This window comes from Enterococcus sp. AZ120 (assembly GCF_050546165.1).
Classification (GTDB): Bacteria; Bacillota; Bacilli; order Lactobacillales; family Enterococcaceae; genus Enterococcus; species Enterococcus faecalis.
This window is the reverse complement of the sequence record NZ_CP172950.1, coordinates 1,503,702-1,521,240: the sequence shown is the minus strand read 5'-3', so window position 1 is coordinate 1,521,240 and position 17,539 is coordinate 1,503,702. Positions and strand designations below refer to the sequence as shown.

The following is a 17,539-nucleotide window of genomic DNA, read 5'->3' as shown; positions in this document are numbered from 1 at the left end:
CTGATTAAGGAATTTAGATAGTGCCGGTTAGGTAGTTGTCTATAATGAAAATAGCAACAAATATTTACGCAGGGAAAGGGGCGGTCGTTTAACGGGAAAAATTAGGGAGGATAAAGCAATACTTTTGTTGGGAAAAGAAATAAAAGGAAACTGGGGAAGGAGTTAATTGTTTGATGAAGGGAAATAAAATTTTATACATTTTAGGTACAGGCATCTTTGTTGGAAGTTCATGTCTATTTTCTTCACTTTTTGTAGCCGCAGAAGAACAAGTTTATTCAGAAAGTGAAGTTTCAACAGTTTTATCGAAGTTGGAAAAGGAGGCAATTTCTGAGGCAGCTGCTGAACAATATACGGTTGTAGATCGAAAAGAAGATGCGTGGGGGATGAAGCATCTTAAGTTAGAAAAGCAAACGGAAGGCGTTACTGTTGATTCAGATAATGTGATTATTCATTTAGATAGAAATGGTGCAGTAACAAGTGTTACAGGAAATCCAGTTGATCAAGTAGTGAAAATTCAATCGGTTGATGCAATCGGTGAAGAAGGAGTTAAAAAAATTATTGCTTCTGATAATCCGGAAACTAAAGATCTTGTCTTTTTAGCTATTGACAAACGTGTAAATAATGAGGGGCAATTATTTTATAAAGTCAGAGTAACTTCTTCGCCAACTGGTGACCCCATATCATTGGTTTATAAAGTGAACGCTACAGATGGAACAATTATGGAAAAACAAGATTTAACGGAACATGTCGGTAGTGAAGTAACGTTAAAAAACTCTTTTCAAGTAACGTTTAATGTACCAGTTGAAAAAAGCAATACGGGAATTGCTTTACACGGAACGGATAACACAGGGGTTTACCATGCAGTAGTTGATGGCAAAAATAATTATTCTATTATTCAAGCGCCATCACTAGCGACATTAAATCAGAATGCTGTTGACGCCTATACGCATGGAAAATTTGTAAAAACATATTATGAAGATCATTTCCAACGACACAGTATTGATGATCGAGGGATGCCCATCTTGTCAGTTGTTGATGAACAACATCCAGATGCTTATGACAATGCTTTTTGGGATGGAAAAGCAATGCGTTATGGTGAAACAAGTACACCAACAGGAAAAACGTATGCTTCCTCTTTAGATGTAGTTGGTCATGAAATGACACATGGTGTGACGGAACATACTGCCGGTTTAGAATATTTAGGACAATCAGGTGCCTTGAATGAATCTTATTCTGATTTGATGGGTTATATTATTTCGGGTGCATCTAATCCAGAAATTGGTGCGGATACTCAGAGTGTTGACCGAAAAACAGGTATTCGAAATTTACAAACCCCAAGTAAACACGGACAACCAGAAACCATGGCTCAATACGACGATCGAGCACGGTATAAAGGAACGCCTTATTATGATCAAGGCGGTGTTCATTATAATAGTGGAATTATTAATCGGATTGGTTACACCATTATCCAGAACTTAGGCATTGAAAAAGCACAGACTATTTTCTACAGCTCGTTAGTAAATTACTTAACACCTAAAGCACAATTCAGTGATGCTCGTGATGCGATGCTTGCTGCTGCAAAAGTTCAATATGGCGATGAAGCAGCTTCAGTGGTGTCAGCAGCCTTTAACTCTGCTGGAATCGGAGCTAAAGAGGATATTCAAGTAAACCAACCAAGTGAATCTGTTCTGGTCAATGAATGAAAAAAATTCCCCAATTAAATAAAAATGGATAAGGAGTGGCATAATCTTATGAAAAAGTTCTCCATACGAAAAATTAGTGCTGGTTTTTTGTTTCTGATTTTAGTAACTTTGATAGCCGGTTTTAGCCTCTCTGCAAATGCAGAAGAGTATATCGTTCCTGCCGAAAGTCATTCACGACAAAAAAGATCGTTACTGGACCCTGAAGACAGAAGACAAGAAGTGGCAGATACAACCGAAGCGCCTTTTGCGTCAATCGGAAGAATCATTTCCCCTGCCAGTAAACCAGGCTATATTTCTTTAGGAACAGGCTTTGTTGTTGGAACCAATACAATTGTCACCAATAATCATGTGGCTGAAAGTTTTAAGAATGCCAAAGTATTAAATCCGAATGCCAAAGATGATGCTTGGTTTTATCCAGGTCGAGATGGCAGTGCGACACCATTTGGCAAATTCAAAGTGATTGATGTAGCTTTTTCCCCGAATGCGGATATTGCGGTAGTGACTGTCGGCAAACAAAACGATCGTCCAGATGGCCCAGAGTTGGGAGAAATTTTAACGCCATTTGTTTTGAAAAAGTTTGAATCTTCAGATACCCATGTCACAATATCAGGCTATCCAGGTGAGAAAAACCACACGCAATGGTCTCATGAAAATGATTTGTTTACATCTAACTTTACAGACTTAGAAAATCCATTACTATTTTATGATATCGATACAACAGGTGGTCAATCTGGTTCACCAATCTATAATGCTCGGTTTGAAGTAGTTGGTGTTCATTCCAATGGTGGCATTAAGCAAACAGGAAATCATGGTCAAAGACTAAATGAAGTGAATTATAACTTTATTGTCAATCGAGTGAATGAAGAAGAAAATAAACGTTTATCCGCTGTGCCAGCAGCGTAAAGAACCATAAAAATACTCGGAATTTCCAGAATCACGGGAAATTTCGAGTATTTTTGTTTTTTAAGATAGTGTAAGTTACGATATAAGTACCTTGTAATTATCGGTTAAAAGCATATAATAGTGCTGAAAAGAAGGCAAATAATCCGATTAAGTTAGTATTTCTAAACCATCATAACTCGTAATGATTTCATGCTTTTGAGATAAAGCCGCCATCTCCGCATAAGACAAGCCGCCATTGTGAGAAAAATGGTTGGCAACGTAAATCGTTTTATCTGTGACGAGTTTTCTTTCTTTTAATTCTGCAATTAATTTTAAATTTTCTTCCCAATTCATATGACTATTGCCAGTTTCGTTTGTTTGACTAGTACAATCTAAAGAAACAATATTAAGAAGTAAGTGGCTCTTTTCAAGATATTCAAACATTTCTGACGTAAAGTAACCTGTATCATGGGTGGATAAAAAAGCATCTTTACCATCGTCAATAACGAAAATAAAACAATCTTCACTGAAATTTCCATGTTGTGCAGGAAGGGGATAAATCGTATAGTTCGCAATAGTAAAACATTTGTAGGGCTGAATAACCTGATAATGTAATCGGGTATCGTCTTGACGACCTTCTAAATCAAAGGCGCGCTGATAAAACGTCTTAACTGCTTCATTTCCGTAAACAGTTAAACGATTGGGAATATCTAATGCATAACCAGACATTCGATAAGCCAAATCCTCGCCGTAAAAATGATCGGAATGCCAATGAGAGATTAGTAAAGAGTTAAAGTCTGCAAAACACAAGTCATACTGCAACAAGTGTAAATAAGAATCTCCTGGAAAATCAATCAGCAGGACATCATCAATAATTAATTGAGTTTGTGTACGAATTTCTCGTCCTTTTTTCTCTCGAGCGTACTTACATAATTTACAATTACAAAAAATTCCTGGAATCCGTTCTGCTGCACCCGTACCTAAATAGTTGATTTTCATTGGGAGTACCTAACCTTTCTTTGACATTCTTCATACTTAGTAGATAACGCTGAACCTTAAAGTAAATGAGCATGGAAACTGAAACATTTGTTGTGTCCATCTTACCTTTTTTAGAAAAGAATTGAAATGGAATTTCTTAAGTAAATTTGCGTAAAATAGAAAAAGCTAGACGCCTTTGTTAATAAGCTGAATTTACTGCGAATGCTCGTACTATTTCCGAAAAAAAGTTTTACCAAAGGCACTTTCATATCCATCTGCTATTAGTTATAGAAAAATAACAAGATGGACATAGCTTATTAGAGCAAAAATAACTACGCTATTGATAAAGAGTGAGGCGTGTTTTGAACAGGTTACGTGGGCAAATGAATTTGAATAAAAGGGATGACAAAAGATGACTATTGAAAAATTAGAATATTTTTATACCATTGCAAAATATAATAGTATTTCCAAAGCAGCCTCTGAACTCCATGTTAGTAAATCAACCTTAAGTGCGTCATTAAAAGATTTGGAAAGTGAATTGGGCCATTTACTTTTTGACCGTAACGGGAATTCTTTGACGTTAAATTCCTATGGTGATAAAATCGTCCAATCTGTATATATCATTTTAAACGAGGCCAAGAAAATGAAACTTAATTTGCATGAAATGATTGAGAATCCAGTGATGCGTTTAGGTTTTGGAAATACGTCCTTGATGTATAAAGTGACAGAAAATGAGGATCAACTGAATCGTTTTTGGGAATGTTACCATGGTTCATCGTTTGAGTTATTGAATAAATTGGAGAATCATGAGTTGGATTTTGTGATTACTTCTGCAGATGTGAATAGTCCAGTTTTAAAGAAAGAACAATTAATTGAACTAAAAATGTATCTTTGTGTTTCAAGAGAAATTAAACAAGAAATTGAGGAAGAAGGCTTCAGCTGTTTGACCAACTATCCATTTCTATTTTTGCCTCATCACTTAGATCATTTAGAAGCTACCAAGAGTGTGCTAGAAATGTTGCAATTAACAAGTCCGCTTGTTTGTTGCTACGATACGTTGATGCTTACTCGTCTCATTGAAAAAAGTAAAGGAGTTTATGCGGTGATCTCTCTTCGGAAAGAACAACTGCAGGAAATTGATTCTAAACTCTTCTTTTTACCGATTGAACGAAAACAAAAATTTTATTTATACCGAAATGTTTCCAGTTCGGTTTTTGTCCAACCTGGTCAAATCAAGGCAACTTTACAAAAGTTGCTAGAGACTTAGCCATTAAAATTACTTTGGAATAGTTACCAAAAATAGCTTTATTCGCTTAGATTTACTTCTGCTGCGGATAAGGCTATTTTTGTTGTTCATTGTTTAAAAGAGATGCTCGATTATGGGACTGTTCGATATTTCTGAACGGAATGTTCAATTATTTAATAACTTAAGAATCAATAAATCGTATCTATTACGGTTCAATTTAAAGGGGTTCTGGTGTATAGTTTGGCTATCTAAAGATTTATTTTTTTAAGTATAAAATAACTAAATGGCAAGGAATATAAAGAACTGTTGATACGTGAGTACTTGCGATAACTGTGTCGTTATAAGTTTAAGTGTCATTGTTGCTTTTCCTGTTTTATGTAGTTGCTAGAAAGGACTGTTTTTATGATCGATAGAAAAAAAGTTATTTTGTATACTTGTTGCATGAGTTTGTTTGTAGTGACCATGGATGTTACGGTTGTCAATGTGGCGTTACCATCCATTCAAAGTGATTTTCACACGAATCTGTCTACATTACAGTGGGTAACAGATGGCTACACTTTAATGGTAGCATCCTTATTATTGTTATCTGGGTCTACAGCAGACCGAATTGGCCGTAAACGAGTCCTTCAATTGGGCTTAGCATGTTTTGGTTTAGCGTCTTTCCTATGTGGGATTTCGCAAACCCCAGGGCAATTGATCGCGTTTCGCATGTTGCAAGGGATTGGTGGTTCTATGTTAAATCCGGTAGCAATGTCTATTATTACACAGGTATTTACCGAAAAGTTAGAACGAGCGAAAGCAATTGGCTTGTGGGGCTCTGTTACAGGGATTTCCTTAGGCATGGGCCCAATTATTGGCGGACTGATTGTTTCTTATTTTAGCTGGCGATATGTCTTTTTTGTAAATGTACCGATCATTGCTGCGGCAATCATCCTTACACAAAAGTTTGTACCTGAGTCAAAAGTAGAGAAGACGGTGAAAAATGATTTTGTTGGTCAAGCATTGATGATTCTTTTTCTATTTAGTTCTATCTATTCCATTATCGGACTACCTAGAAAAGGGCTTTTCGCGCCAGATATTTTAAGTACTGGGATAATCGGCTGTTTAGCCATTGTCATTTTCTTTATTTATGAATATAACATTGACAATCCGTTAATCAACCCGCGTTTCTTTTTATCTATTCCATTTACATCGGCTTCTTTTTTAGCTATTTTTGGCTTTATCATATATAACGGCTATTTATTTTTAAACACGCTATATTTGCAAGAGATGAGAGGCTTCAGCCCGTTGGAAGCTGGCTTATCAACCATTCCTTTGGCTTTTGTTAGTTTTCTTGTTGCCCCGAGAGCCGGCGAAATGGTAGGGAGAATAGGGACGAAACGTCCTATTATGCTTTGTGGTATTTCAATGTTGGCTGTTAGCTTTTTACAATTATTTGTAACTAAAACAACGCCTATGATTATTTTATTTGTTATTTATATCTTTTTAGGCATTGGGTTTGGGATGTTAAATTCGCCGATTACCATTACAGCGATTGAAGGAATGCCACTTTCTCAGTCAGGAACGGCAGCAGCCATTGCGGTGACATGTAAGCAAATTGGCAATTCTTTAGGGGTTGCGCTACCAAGTCTTTTAATTACAAAGCCTATTACTAGTTCGCTTACTCGAACACCTTTTACAAACGTATGGCTTTTATTTGGATGTTGCGCCATTGCGATTATCTTTTTAAGTTATTTATCCAATTCTCCGCTAGCGAAAAAGTCATTGCGCAGAGTTAGGTTTTATTTTTAACAAATCAAGATTTTTTTGAAGGGAAAGGAAGACAAACTTAGATGAAAAAAATAAATAACCGATTAGGACTCTTTTTATTTTTTGTTTTACTCTTTTGGGCAAAAACGATTCTGGCGTATTACCTAGATTTCTCATTGGGCGTTAAGGGCAGTCTCCAACGAGAAATTTTATGGTTCAATCCAGTTGCTACTACGCTGTTATTATTTGGCTTTAGTTTGTATTTTAAAAAGCATAAAACATTTATGCTTAGCTTAACTCTTTTAAATGTTTTAAATACATTAATTTTATATTTGAATATTATTTTTTATCGTGAATTCACTGACTTTATTACCATCCAATCTGTTTTTGGCTTTTCAAAAGTTTCAGAAGGGATTTCTGGTGATTTACTTGCTTTAATGAGAGTCCACGATGTCTTTTATTGGCTAGATACTTTAGTGCTGCTCGTTTTGGTATTTTACTCTTTTAAACAGCGACGGAATCATCAAGTCTTTGTGACCAAACCTATCAACAGAAGATTGGCGATCTCAATTAGTTGTTTAAGTGTCTTGCTCTTTTCGGTTAACTTATTTTTAAGCGAAACCGATCGTCCTCAATTGCTTCAAAGAATTTTTGACCGTAATTATATTGTAAAATATCTTGGCTTGGATGCATTCACAGCCATCGATGGTGTCAAAACAGCCATGTCAAATGAGGTAAGAGCAGAAGCTAGTTCAAACGAATTACCTGAAATCATGAAATTTACCAAGCAAAACAATTTACCGCTTAATCCGCAGTATGCCGGGATTGCCAAAGGGAAAAATGTATTTGTGATTCATTTAGAAAGTTTTCAACAATTTTTGATTAATATGAAAGTCCAAGGCCAAGAGGTTACACCGTTTTTAAATCAGCTCTATCAAAACAAAGCGACAATCAGTTTTGATAATTTCTTTCATGAAGTAGGGCAAGGAAAAACGAGTGATGCGGAGAACATGTTAGAAACAGGAACATTCGGCCTCCCGCAAGGCTCTCTTTTTACACAATTAGGATCAGACAATACTTTCGAAGCGGCTCCCGCTGTTTTAGGACAAAAAGGCTATACAACCGCTGTTTTCCATGGGAATGTGGGGAGTTTTTGGAATCGGGACCATGTGTATAAAAACTTAGGTTATCAATACTTTTTTGATCGGTCATATTTTTCAAAAGATGACAAAATGCTAGGTTACGGTATTTTAGATAAACAATTGTTGCGTGAATCAGCTAGTGAGCTTGAGCATTTACAGCAGCCATTCTATGCGAAGTTTTTAACTGTGACCAATCATACCCCTTATTATACGGATGACCAAAACTTCCCGTTTCCTAAATTGAACACAGGCAATTCGATTGTGGATGATTATGTTCGAACAGCGCACTATTTGGATCAATCGCTAGAACAATTTTTCCATTACTTGCAAACAACAAGTTTATACAATCATTCTATTTTTGTTATTTATGGTGACCACTTCGGTATTTCAGATGCAAACAACAAGGACTTATGTAAAGCTTTCAACCGCGATCCAAAAACGTGGACAAACTATGACAATGCGCAATTGCAAAGAGTACCTTTGATGTTTTACATGCCAGGCTATACGCAAGGGAAAATCATGCACGAATATGGTGGGGAAATTGACGTTTTGCCGACACTGTACCATCTTTTAGGTGTCGATGATAAAAATTATATCCATTTTGGCACGGACCTTTTATCTCCTCAATATAAACAAGTGGTTCCTTTTAGAAATGGCGATTTTGTAACGCCTCAATTTTCTTATCTAGGTGGGGAAATCTACAATAATCAAGGAAAAAAATTAGACCAAGTTCCAGCAGATTTAAAAGCAGAAGTCACGAAAGATAACGATTGGGTGAAAAAATCGTTAAGTTTATCTGACAAATTAAATCAGGAAAACCTTTTACGTTTTTATAAACCACAAGGATTCCAAGAAGTGCAACCAAAGGACTACAACTATGATGTGGCTTTTGAAAAAAACAAAGTCTTAGAAGTAGAAAAACAAAAAAATGCACAATCAACTAGCTTGTTTAGTCAAAATGGCAATCAAACGACAGTCCAAAATTATCCGACTACGCCATAGATCATTTAAGAAGGATAATTTTTGGAAGGGAAAGAGAATCATATATGAAGTGAAGGAGGTCAGAACAGAGCCGTTTATTTTCGAAGCAATTGGTTCTGTTCCCGCCGTTTATCCGGTTTTGAGCCTGGAACAAAAATCCAAAGTGATTTTTGTCCTAGGCTCTTTCGCTCTTTTATTGAGTAAGAAGTCAGTTTAGAATTTATATTAAGTTTCGCTGTACATTTTAAAATTACCATCAACAGAAAATACAACAGGCGAATTTTTAGATAAAAAAATTAGTAAAACAAGTATTAAATAAATAGTATTTTTGAGGATAAAGTAAGAGAAATGTTGTTTTTTTAATAGTTGTTAACGGAAAACAAAATTATTTTATAGCCATAAAATACATTTTTATTATAATTATATTATAAAATAATGAGCATATGATTTGCAGATAAGTTTTTCAGGGCCTATTCTGAATAGGAACTTAGCTATAAAAATAAAAGAGGAGAGTGGTTTTGATGAGAAAAAATCAGAAGATTGTGCCAATTGTGACAGCTTCAGACGAAAATTATGCTCCTTATTTGAATGTAATGATGACAACTGTTTTAGAAAATTGTCATGCGGAGAGATCTGTTCATTTTTATGTGATTGATGATGGGCTGTCGCTATCTAGCAAAAAAGCACTCCGAGAAACGGTTAGTAGTAACTCACAAAGTGCGACTGTTGAATTTCTAACAGCAGACAAAGAAGTTTATCAAAATTTTTTAGTGAGTGATCATATTACAACGACCGCTTACTTACGCATTTCTTTACCGTCACTTTTACAAAAATATAGCTATAAAAAGGTTCTTTATTTAGATGCAGATACGCTTGTTTTAGATGATATTGTCCAGTTGTATGATACGCCATTAGTGAACCAAACGATTGGCGCGGTTATTGATCCTGGGCAAGCATATGCCTTGAAACGTTTGGGCATCCATTCAGCCGATTATTATTTTAATTCAGGAGTCATGATGATTGATATTGACCGATGGAACGAGAAAGCAATCACCCAAAAAACAATTCAGTATCTAGAAGAAAATGGGGACCGCATAGTTTATCATGATCAAGATGCTTTAAACGCTGTTCTTTATGAAGATTGGCTAGCTTTAGAACCAAGATGGAATATGCAGACGTCTTTAGTTTTTAATCGTCATGAAGCGCCTAATGAAGCCTATCAAAAATTATATACAGCGGGAAATCAAGAGCCAGCGATTATTCATTTTACTGGACACGATAAACCCTGGAATACGTTAGAAAATCATCCTTATACAGCTCTTTATCTAAACAAATTAAAGAAAGTAGGTGCAAGAAATGGAAAATAGAAAAGAATTAGCGATTGTCTCCTGTTGCAATACCAACTTTGTACCGCATCTTGCTGCTATGTTTGTTTCAATTTTAGAAAATAGTCCTTCAGCGGCAGCTGTTCATTTTTATGTGATTGATGACAATATCAATTTTGAAAGCAAGCAACTACTGTATTTTACGATTAAACATACCCAAATCAATGCAGAGTTAACATTTTTAAAAATCAACCCCCATTTTTTCAAAAATGTTGTAACCAGTGAACGAATTCCCAAAACAGCTTACTACAGGATTGCTATTCCAGAGCTGTTTAGAGGAAGCCAGATCGAACGGCTGTTGTATATGGATTGTGACATGATTGCCTTAGATGATGTCGCAAAATTATGGACAGTTGATTTAGGTGAAAATATCATCGCCGCTGTTGAAGATGCAGGGTTCCATCAACGTTTGGAAAAAATGGCGATTCCTGCAGAATCTATGTGTTATTTTAACTCAGGCTTGTTGCTAATCGATGTTAAAAAATGGTTGAATTTAGATGTAACCACTAAAGTCTTAAGATTTATTGAAGAAAATCCAGATAAATTACGTTTCCATGATCAAGATGCATTGAATGCGGTTTTACACGACTGTTGGACCCTGTTGCATCCTAAGTGGAATGCCCAAGGCTATATTCTGTCAAAAGCGAAAAAACATCCAACTATTTATGGAGAAAAACAATATGAAGAAACGAGAAGAGCACCATCCATTATCCACTTTACTGGCCATGTCAAACCTTGGACGAAAGAATTTCAGTGGTATACCAAGCGTTATTATGATCAATATGCGAATAGGACGGCCTTTCGTTGTGTCAACACATTCAATCAATATTTATCTTATACGAAAATTAGCAGAAGGATTGAATATGCTCAATAATGAATATTGTCACGGATTTCGTAAAATCAGTTACTTGTTAGTTGTTGCCAGAACCAAACAATAGAAACGAAGAAGTCGGGATAGAACTGTTTTTCAGATTTTGAGTATGAGACAAAAATCTAAAGTGATTTTTGTCTCATACTCTTTTTTGTCTATTTAAAATAAAGCCAGCAACTGGTATCATATTTAAGGGTGGTTTTTTATAAAAAAATGATTTCTTTAGGAAAAAAATATTACAATAAAGAAAAATAAAAAAATGTAAACGTTATCATTTCAAGGTTATAGCGGTATGAAGATATTTATTAATACTTTTTATTGACAAAATAAAAAAAACCACCGTACTATTGGTTTGTGGTTATAACCAGTTAGGGTAAAGGAGAAAGTTATGGAAAATGCCTTTAAAAACAAAGCTTTGTATCATCAACTTGTTGATTTGCTGCAGGAACGAATCGAAACATGCATGATTCCTCATGACAAGTTGCCCTCTGAACGTGAATTGACTGCACAATATGGAGTGAGTCGGACGACGGTCCGGTTAGCGCTACAAGAACTAGAAAATAGAGGTTCCATCTATCGTCGTCATGGCAAAGGAACATTTGTTTCAGATATAAAAAAAGAGGCCGCTGATTTAGCTGGCGCATATAGTTTTACAGAACAAATGAAAGGGCTGGGTCGAAAACCACATACCCGTATATTATCCTTCGAAAAATTGGAAGCGGATAAATTTATTTGTCAGCATTTGAATCTTTCGTTAGGAGAGGCAGTTTTTAAATTAAGTCGGTTGCGGATTGCTGATAACGAGCCATTAATGGTTGAAGACACATACTTGCCTGTGAAATTTTTCTTATCACTCACGGATCAATTACTACGTAGCAAACCATTATATGATCTATTTTCGGAAGATTTTAAGCAAACCGTTCGTTTAGCTGATGAAGAATTATACGCTAGCATTGCTTCAAAAGAAGATGCCAAATTATTGATGATTCCAGAAGGAGCGCCAGTCCTTCATTTAGCACGCCAGACATATAACATGAAAAATGAAATTATTGAATTTACGTTGAGTGTGGCGCGAGCAGATCAATTTCATTATCAGATACGCCATATTCGGAATAGTTAGGAGAGTTAAGTATGTTTACAGCAGAAAAAGAAGAACTAGAACAACTAGGAGCGGAAATCACGACACGTGAAATTCGTCAGCAACCTGAGCTTTGGCAAGAAACCGTGACACTTTATCATGAAAATCAAACAGCTTTGGAAAACTTTTTAAAAGAAGTCCAAGCCAAAGCGCAAGGAAAACGCACAAGAGTAATTTTTACAGGAGCAGGGACTTCACAATATGTCGGTGATACGGTTGTACCTTATCTCCGAGCACACGGCGACACACAAGCCTTTTCATTCGAAAGTATTGGGACAACGGATATTGTGGCCAAACCAGAAGATTATCTGATTAAAGACGAACCAACATTGTTAGTTTCGTTTGCAAGAAGTGGAAATAGTCCTGAAAGTTTAGCGGCAGTTGAAGTAGCTAATCAAGTGGTTGAAACAATTCATCATTTAGCGATTACTTGTGCCGAAGAAGGACAACTGGCACAAATAAGCCAAAAAGAAGAAAACAGCTTTTTATTCTTAATGCCAACACGTTCCAATGATGGTGGTTTTGCGATGACTGGTAGCTTTTCTTGCATGACCTTGGGTACATTACTACTCTTTGATCAAACAGCTTTTGAGCAAAAACAAGATTATGTAACCGCTCTAATTAAATTAGGTGAAGAAGTGCTATCCCGTGAAGAAGAATTAAATGAAATTGTTAACCTTGATTTTGAACGAATTGTTTATGTTGGTTCTGGAAGTTTAGCTGGTTTGACAAGAGAAGCGCAATTAAAAATCTTAGAACTAACAGCCGGCAAAGTTGCCACAATTTTTGACTCTTCTATGGGCTTCCGTCATGGACCAAAATCATTTATTAATGAAAAAACAATAATGTTTGGTTTTGTTAATAATACACCATACACAAGAGATTATGACTTGGATATCTTAGAAGAAGTTCACGGTGACGAAATTGCGGCGGGTGTTTTTGCGATTGCTCAACCTGGCAAACGTAATTTCTCAGGTTCAACTATTGAATATTCCGCAGAAACTGCTCTATTACCTGATGGCTATTTAGCATTAGCAGATATCATGGTAGCCCAAACAGTCGCACTTTTAACATCTATTAAAGTTGGAAATAAACCGGATACACCTTCACCGACAGGTACAGTGAATCGTGTGGTTAAAGGCGTAACGATTTATGACTATAAATAATACAACATTTGGAGGAGGAACTATGCTTACGTTAACAGCTGGAAAAAAAGCGGCAATGGATCGTTTGTCAACCCAAGAAGGAATCATTAGCGCATTAGCCATTGATCAACGAGGTGCCTTGAAAAAAATGATCAAAGCGCTAGATGTAGAGCCAACTGATGCACAAATTGAAACGTTTAAAGAATTAGTCTCGAAAGAATTGACACCTTATGCGTCTGCCATTTTATTGGATCCAGAATATGGATTGCCTGCTGCAAAAGCACGCGATACCGAGGCTGGATTGTTACTCGCTTATGAAAAAACGGGCTATGATGCAACAACTCCGGGACGATTGCCTGATTTACTAGCAGATTGGTCTGTTTTACGCTTGAAAGAAGAAGGCGCAGATGCGATTAAATTTTTACTATACTATGATGTGGATGAGGATCCAGAAATCAATCATCAAAAACATGTATTCATTGAACGCTTAGGAAGTGAATGTGCAGAAGAAGACCTACCATTTTACTTAGAATTAGTTTCTTATGATGCACAAATAGCAGATGCGACTTCTTTAGAATATGCAAAAGTTAAACCGCATAAAGTGAATGAAATGATGAAAGAATTTTCTAAACCCCAATATAAAGTAGATGTATTGAAAGTGGAAGTTCCAGTTAATATGAATTTTGTAGAAGGTTTTGCGCCGGCTGAAACAGCGTATACAAAAGAGGAAGCGGCGAATTATTTCTTAGAACAAAGTCAAGCCACTGATTTACCATTTATCTTTTTAAGTGCCGGTGTCTCAACAGAGCTATTCCAAGAAACACTACGTTTCGCTAAAGAAGCTGGTTCAACATTTAATGGTGTTTTATGTGGCCGTGCTACGTGGAAAAATGGCGTGAAACCTTTCGTTGAAGCAGGAGAAACTGCGGCTTGTGATTGGTTAAAAACAGAAGGCCGAGAAAACATTGAAAGTTTAAATGAAGTCATCGCAGCAACCGCCAGCTCTTGGTATGCGAAAGTTCAAGTAAACGAAGGGTAATTGGGAGGCATAGCTGTGATAGTAACAGTAACAATGAATCCGTCAATTGACATCTCCTACCTATTAGATCATCTAAAGCTTGATACCGTTAATCGGACCAGTCAGGTGACCAAAACCCCTGGTGGCAAAGGACTAAATGTCACTCGCGTTATTCATGATTTAGGTGGAGATGTTATCGCTACCGGCGTTCTTGGTGGTTTTCATGGGGCGTTTATTGCAAACGAGTTAAAGAAAGCAAACATCCCCCAAGCATTTACGTCAATCAAAGAAGAAACACGTGATTCGATTGCGATTTTGCACGAGGGGAATCAAACTGAAATTTTAGAAGCTGGACCGACTGTTTCCCCAGAAGAAATCAGTAACTTCCTTGAAAATTTCGATCAATTAATTAAGCAAGCAGAAATTGTCACAATTTCTGGCAGTTTAGCGAAAGGATTACCAACAAATTTTTATCAAGAATTAGTTCAAAAAGCTCAAGCACAAGAGGTTAAAGTGCTACTAGATACTTCTGGTGATAGTTTAAGGCAAGTTCTTCAAGGACCATGGAAACCGTATTTAATTAAACCTAATTTAGAGGAACTAGAAGGATTGCTAGAGCAAGATTTTTCAGAAAATCCATTAGCAGCTGTACAAACAGCTTTAACAAAACCAATGTTTGCGGGAATTGAATGGATTGTCGTATCTTTAGGAAAAGATGGTGCAATTGCCAAACATCACGATCAATTCTATCGTGTAAAAATTCCAACGATTCAAGCTAAAAATCCTGTTGGTTCAGGAGATGCAACCATTGCTGGTCTTGCATATGGACTAGCGAAGGATGCCCCAGCTGCCGAACTGCTAAAATGGAGCATGGCGGCTGGAATGGCTAATGCCCAAGAAAGAATGACTGGGCATGTAGATGTAGAGAACGTGAAGAAACATCTTATGAACATCCAAGTAGTTGAAATTGCTAAATAAAGAGCTTTCTTTATTTAGCAATTATCAAGCAATTGAAAGCGTTTACTAGAAAGGGTGGCAATGTGGACAGATTTGAAATTAAAGAGGAGTTTCTTTTAAATGGTCAACCATTTAAAATTTTATCAGGCGCCATTCATTATTTTCGTGTAGATCCCTCAGATTGGTATCATTCACTTTATAACTTGAAAGCTTTAGGCTTCAATACAGTTGAGACATATGTACCATGGAATTTACATGAACCGCAAAAAGGAACATTTCATTTTGAGGGAATATTAGATTTGGAGCGCTTTTTAAAATTAGCACAAGAACTTGGACTATATGCGATTGTGCGGCCGTCTCCTTATATTTGTGCAGAATGGGAGTTTGGCGGTTTTCCAGCCTGGCTATTAAATGAACCAGGACGGATGCGTTCGAATAATCCAACCTATCTGAAGCATGTTGCGGAATATTATGATGTTTTAATGGAAAAAATTGTTCCGCATCAACTTGTTAACGGTGGCAATATTTTAATGATTCAAATCGAAAACGAATATGGTTCATTTGGCGAAGAAAAAGCGTATTTACGGGCGATTCGCGATTTGATGATTGCACGTGGCGTGACAGCACCATTTTTTACTTCTGACGGGCCATGGCGCGCAACATTGCGGGCAGGCAGCATGATTGAAGATGATATTTTAGTAACTGGGAATTTTGGCTCAAAAGCCAAAGAAAATTTCGGTATGATGCAAGCCTTTTTTGAAGAACATGGTAAAAAATGGCCGTTAATGTGTATGGAATTTTGGGATGGCTGGTTTAATCGTTGGAAAGAGCCAATTATTAAACGAGATCCGCAAGAATTGGCTGAATCAGTTAGAGAAGCATTAGCATTAGGCAGTATCAACTTATATATGTTTCATGGCGGCACCAATTTCGGGTTTATGAATGGCTGCTCCGCACGAGGAACCATTGATTTACCACAAATCACTTCCTATGATTATGATGCGCCACTTGATGAACAAGGGAACCCAACCGAAAAGTATTTTGCGTTACAAAAAATGCTTCACGAAGAGTACCCTGCGTTATCACAAGCTGAGCCATTAGTAAAAGAATCTTTTGCGCAAACAGCAATTCCTTTAACCAACAAAGTGAGTTTGTTTGCGACCTTAGAAACGATTAGTCAGCCAGTGGTCAGCGTTTATCCGCAAACCATGGAACAATTAGGACAAAATACAGGCTATCTTCTTTACCGAACAAGCATTGAAAAAGATGCTGCAGAAGAGAAGCTAAGAGTGATTGACGGTCGTGATCGTCTGCAATTATTTGTCAATCAGGTACATCAAGCAACGCAATATCAAACGGAAATTGGCGAAGATATTTACGTTACACTGCCGCAAGAGAATAATCAAATCGATATTTTAATGGAAAATATGGGTCGTGTCAATTACGGGCATAAACTATTTGCAGATACTCAGAAAAAAGGGATTCGAACGGGTGTCATGGCAGATTTACATTTTATGACGCAATGGCAACAATATTGTTTACCTATGACAAGCTGTGAACAGGTAGACTATTCAAGAGAATGGCAGCCTGATCAACCAAGCTTTTACCAGTATCATGTGGAGTTAGCAGAAGTGAAAGATACATTTATTGATGTTTCTAAATTCGGCAAAGGAATTGTTTTTGTTAACCAAACCAATCTTGGTCGTTTCTGGAATGTTGGTCCGACGCTTTCCTTATATATTCCCAAAGGATTATTAAAAGAAGGGCAAAATGAGATCGTCATTTTTGAAACGGAAGGAACGTACCAACCAGAAATTCAGTTAGTAAAAGAACCACTATATAAAGAAATGAAAGAGGGATTACAATGAGTATTATTGGCGTAAGAATTGATGGACGTTTGATTCATGGACAAGTGGCAAATTTATGGGCGACAAAATTGAATATTTCCAGAATTATGGTCGTTGATGATGAAGTTGCAGGGAATGCCATTGAAAAAAGTGGCTTGAAATTAGCAACACCAGCTGGCGTGAAACTAAGCGTGTTACCAGTTGAAAAAGCTGCTCAAAATATTTTAGCAGGAAAATACGACTCACAACGTTTACTAATTGTGGTACGGAAACCAGATCGTTTATTAAAACTAGTAGAACTTGGGGTGCCGATTAAAGAAATCAATGTTGGGAACATGTCTCAAACAAACGAAACACGGTCGATTACTAAGTCAATCAATGTGGTCGATCAAGATATTGAGGTTTTTAAAGAGTTAAATGCTAAAGGCGTCCATCTGATTGCTCAAATGGTGCCAAGTGACAAAGCGGAAGACTTTATGAGTTTGATAACAAAATAG

Annotated in this window: 14 protein-coding genes; 13 read left to right on the top strand and 1 reads right to left on the bottom strand. The window is 36.7% G+C overall.

Annotated features, from left to right (window positions below; translation table 11 throughout):
* Positions 1 to 170: 170 nt before the first annotated feature.
* Entirely contained in the window at positions 171 to 1,703 is a 1,533-nt protein-coding gene (gene gelE / locus IGJ46_RS07355; protein WP_218391142.1) for a M4 family metallopeptidase coccolysin, read from the top strand.
* Positions 1,704 to 1,751: 48 nt separating this feature from the next.
* Positions 1,752 to 2,606 carry a serine proteinase SprE gene (gene sprE, locus IGJ46_RS07350; protein WP_002361980.1) on the top strand — a complete coding sequence of 285 codons (855 nt, stop codon included), beginning with the start codon at positions 1,752 to 1,754 and terminating at the stop codon, positions 2,604 to 2,606.
* A 147-nt stretch (positions 2,607 to 2,753) separates the two neighbouring features.
* Here the strand turns inward: sprE and IGJ46_RS07345 are convergent, their stop codons facing one another.
* Complete coding sequence (locus IGJ46_RS07345; RefSeq protein WP_174124575.1) at positions 2,754 to 3,584, bottom strand: MBL fold metallo-hydrolase; 831 nt, start codon at positions 3,582 to 3,584, stop codon at positions 2,754 to 2,756.
* A 391-nt stretch (positions 3,585 to 3,975) separates the two neighbouring features.
* Here IGJ46_RS07345 and IGJ46_RS07340 point away from each other — a divergent pair, with 391 nt between their 5' ends.
* From IGJ46_RS07340 to IGJ46_RS07290, 11 genes are all read left to right on the top strand, one after another.
* The gene (locus IGJ46_RS07340; RefSeq protein ID WP_002361978.1) at positions 3,976 to 4,830 is read left to right on the top strand and encodes a LysR family transcriptional regulator; all 855 of its coding nucleotides are present in this window, start codon (positions 3,976 to 3,978) and stop codon (positions 4,828 to 4,830) included.
* 381 nt (positions 4,831 to 5,211) lie between these two features.
* Positions 5,212 to 6,600 (top strand): MFS transporter, encoded by a 1,389-nt coding sequence (locus tag IGJ46_RS07335; protein ID WP_010707478.1) that lies wholly within the window; start codon positions 5,212 to 5,214, stop codon positions 6,598 to 6,600.
* A 41-nt stretch (positions 6,601 to 6,641) separates the two neighbouring features.
* On the top strand, positions 6,642 to 8,702 hold the full coding sequence (locus IGJ46_RS07330) for an LTA synthase family protein (RefSeq protein ID WP_002361977.1): 2,061 nt from the start codon (positions 6,642 to 6,644) through the stop codon (positions 8,700 to 8,702).
* Positions 8,703 to 9,202: 500 nt separating this feature from the next.
* A complete protein-coding gene (locus IGJ46_RS07325; RefSeq protein WP_218391140.1) occupies positions 9,203 to 10,048 on the top strand; it encodes a glycosyltransferase family 8 protein in 846 nt (281 codons plus the stop codon).
* Positions 10,038 to 10,940, top strand: coding sequence for a glycosyltransferase family 8 protein (locus tag IGJ46_RS07320; RefSeq protein ID WP_002414004.1), 903 nt, complete (start codon positions 10,038 to 10,040; stop codon positions 10,938 to 10,940). Before IGJ46_RS07325 ends, IGJ46_RS07320 begins: the two co-directional genes overlap by 11 nt.
* A gap of 385 nt (positions 10,941 to 11,325) precedes the next feature.
* Positions 11,326 to 12,057 (top strand): GntR family transcriptional regulator, encoded by a 732-nt coding sequence (locus IGJ46_RS07315; RefSeq protein ID WP_002360115.1) that lies wholly within the window; start codon positions 11,326 to 11,328, stop codon positions 12,055 to 12,057.
* A gap of 11 nt (positions 12,058 to 12,068) precedes the next feature.
* Positions 12,069 to 13,241: an SIS domain-containing protein gene (gene agaS, locus IGJ46_RS07310; protein WP_002357242.1), complete on the top strand. Its 1,173-nt coding sequence runs from the start codon at positions 12,069 to 12,071 to the stop codon at positions 13,239 to 13,241.
* 22 nt (positions 13,242 to 13,263) lie between these two features.
* Positions 13,264 to 14,259 (top strand): tagatose-bisphosphate aldolase, encoded by a 996-nt coding sequence (lacD, locus tag IGJ46_RS07305; RefSeq protein WP_002414005.1) that lies wholly within the window; start codon positions 13,264 to 13,266, stop codon positions 14,257 to 14,259.
* A gap of 15 nt (positions 14,260 to 14,274) precedes the next feature.
* Positions 14,275 to 15,216, top strand: coding sequence for a tagatose-6-phosphate kinase (gene lacC, locus IGJ46_RS07300; RefSeq protein ID WP_218391139.1), 942 nt, complete (start codon positions 14,275 to 14,277; stop codon positions 15,214 to 15,216).
* 32 nt (positions 15,217 to 15,248) lie between these two features.
* Entirely contained in the window at positions 15,249 to 17,063 is a 1,815-nt protein-coding gene (locus tag IGJ46_RS07295) for a glycoside hydrolase family 35 protein (RefSeq protein WP_193802461.1), read from the top strand.
* Entirely contained in the window at positions 17,060 to 17,539 is a 480-nt protein-coding gene (locus IGJ46_RS07290) for a PTS system mannose/fructose/N-acetylgalactosamine-transporter subunit IIB (protein ID WP_002361968.1), read from the top strand. The genes IGJ46_RS07295 and IGJ46_RS07290 overlap by 4 nt, the downstream gene beginning before the upstream one ends.